The sequence below is a fragment of the Halomonas sp. 707B3 genome, assembly GCF_024158645.1.
GTDB lineage: Bacteria > Pseudomonadota > Gammaproteobacteria > Pseudomonadales > Halomonadaceae > Vreelandella > Vreelandella lionensis.
This window is the reverse complement of record NZ_JAMZBE010000293.1, coordinates 1-1,429: the sequence shown is the minus strand read 5'-3', so window position 1 is coordinate 1,429 and position 1,429 is coordinate 1. Positions and strand designations below refer to the sequence as shown.

Genomic DNA, 1,429 nt, shown 5'->3' with positions numbered 1-1,429 from the left:
TTTCCCGCCTATGCCAAAGAAGCGCTCAGCCTTGAGAACACGCTGGTGCTGCAAGCCATTCTCGCCGCCAGCGGTATCGGCATTGCTCTCGGCTCGCTGTTAGCCAGCAAGCTCTCCCGCAACCGTATTGAAACCGGGTTAATTCCGCTGGGTGCTGTCGGTGTCGCCGTCGGGCTTTGGTGCCTTCCTCTCCTCACCACGCCCACCAGCCAAGCGCTCAACTTTGTGTTCATCGGCATGATGGGCGGGCTATTTATCGTGCCGCTCAACGCATTAATCCAGTTTCATGCGGCGGACCACGAGCTTGGCACCGTGCTGGCCGCCAATAACTGGATCCAAAACCTGTCGATGCTGGGCTTTTTGGTGCTCACTGCGCTGTTCGCGCTGGCGGGGGTAGATAGCCACTACCTGCTGCTTTTGGTCGCCAGCGTGGCGATGGTGGGCGGTGGCTACACCATTTTCAAACTGCCCCAGAGCTTAGTGCGCTTCATTCTCAGCTTCCTGCTTACCCGCCGTTACCGCGTAGACGTTCACGGACTGGAAAACCTGCCGGCCCAAGGCGGCGTGCTGCTGCTGGGCAACCACATTAGCTGGGTAGACTGGGCGATGGTGCAAATTGCTAGCCCGCGCCCGGTGCGCTTTGTGATGCTGAAAAACATCTACCAGCGCTGGTACCTACGCTGGTTCTTTAAAGCGCTGGGCTGCATTCCCATTGAGCGCGGCGCAGGGGCCGAGAACGCGCTGGCCGCCGTGGCCGAGCAGCTCAACGCAGGGGAAGTGGTTTGCCTGTTTCCCGAAGGAGCGATTAGCCGCAACGGCCAGCTGGGTGAGCTGCGCCGTGGCTACGAGCGCGCCTGCAAACACGCCCACCCAGACGTACGCATCGTGCCGTTTTACCTGCGCGGCCTGTGGGGCAGCCAATTCTCCCGCTCGTCTAGCAAACTCAAAGAGCTACGCAATGCGCCGCTGCACCGCTCGGTGGTAGTCGCCTTTGGCAAACCGCTGCCCAAAGACACCCCCGCAGACGTACTCAAACGGCGTATTTTCGAGCAGGCGACCCACTCGTGGCAACACGCCATGGAGGAACTGCCTTCGCTGCCTGAGGCCTGGATCAACAGTGTCAAACGCAGCCCAAGCGCCCCAACGCTGGCCGACACCTTGAGTCGCCCACTCAACGCAGGCCAAGCGCTCACCGCTAGCCTGCTGCTCGCCAAGCGCTTTCGCCACCGCAGCCTCAACGAATCGACGCTTGGCCTACTGCTGCCTACCAGCACTGCTGGGGTATTGGCCAATATGGCCACGCTGCTCGCGGGTAAAACGCTGGTGAACCTGAATTACACCGCCAGCCAAGCTGCCCTGGCCTCTGCGCTGCAGCAAGCCGATATTCGCACCGTCGTCACCTCACGCCGCTTTATGGAAAAGCTGAGCC

Annotated in this window: 1 protein-coding gene; it reads left to right on the top strand. The window is 61.0% G+C overall.

What is annotated here, in order from left to right; all coding sequences use genetic code 11:
* Nucleotides 1-1,429: MFS transporter (locus BIS10_RS18725; protein ID WP_253507785.1), on the top strand; the 1,429-nt coding region annotated here is incomplete at both ends.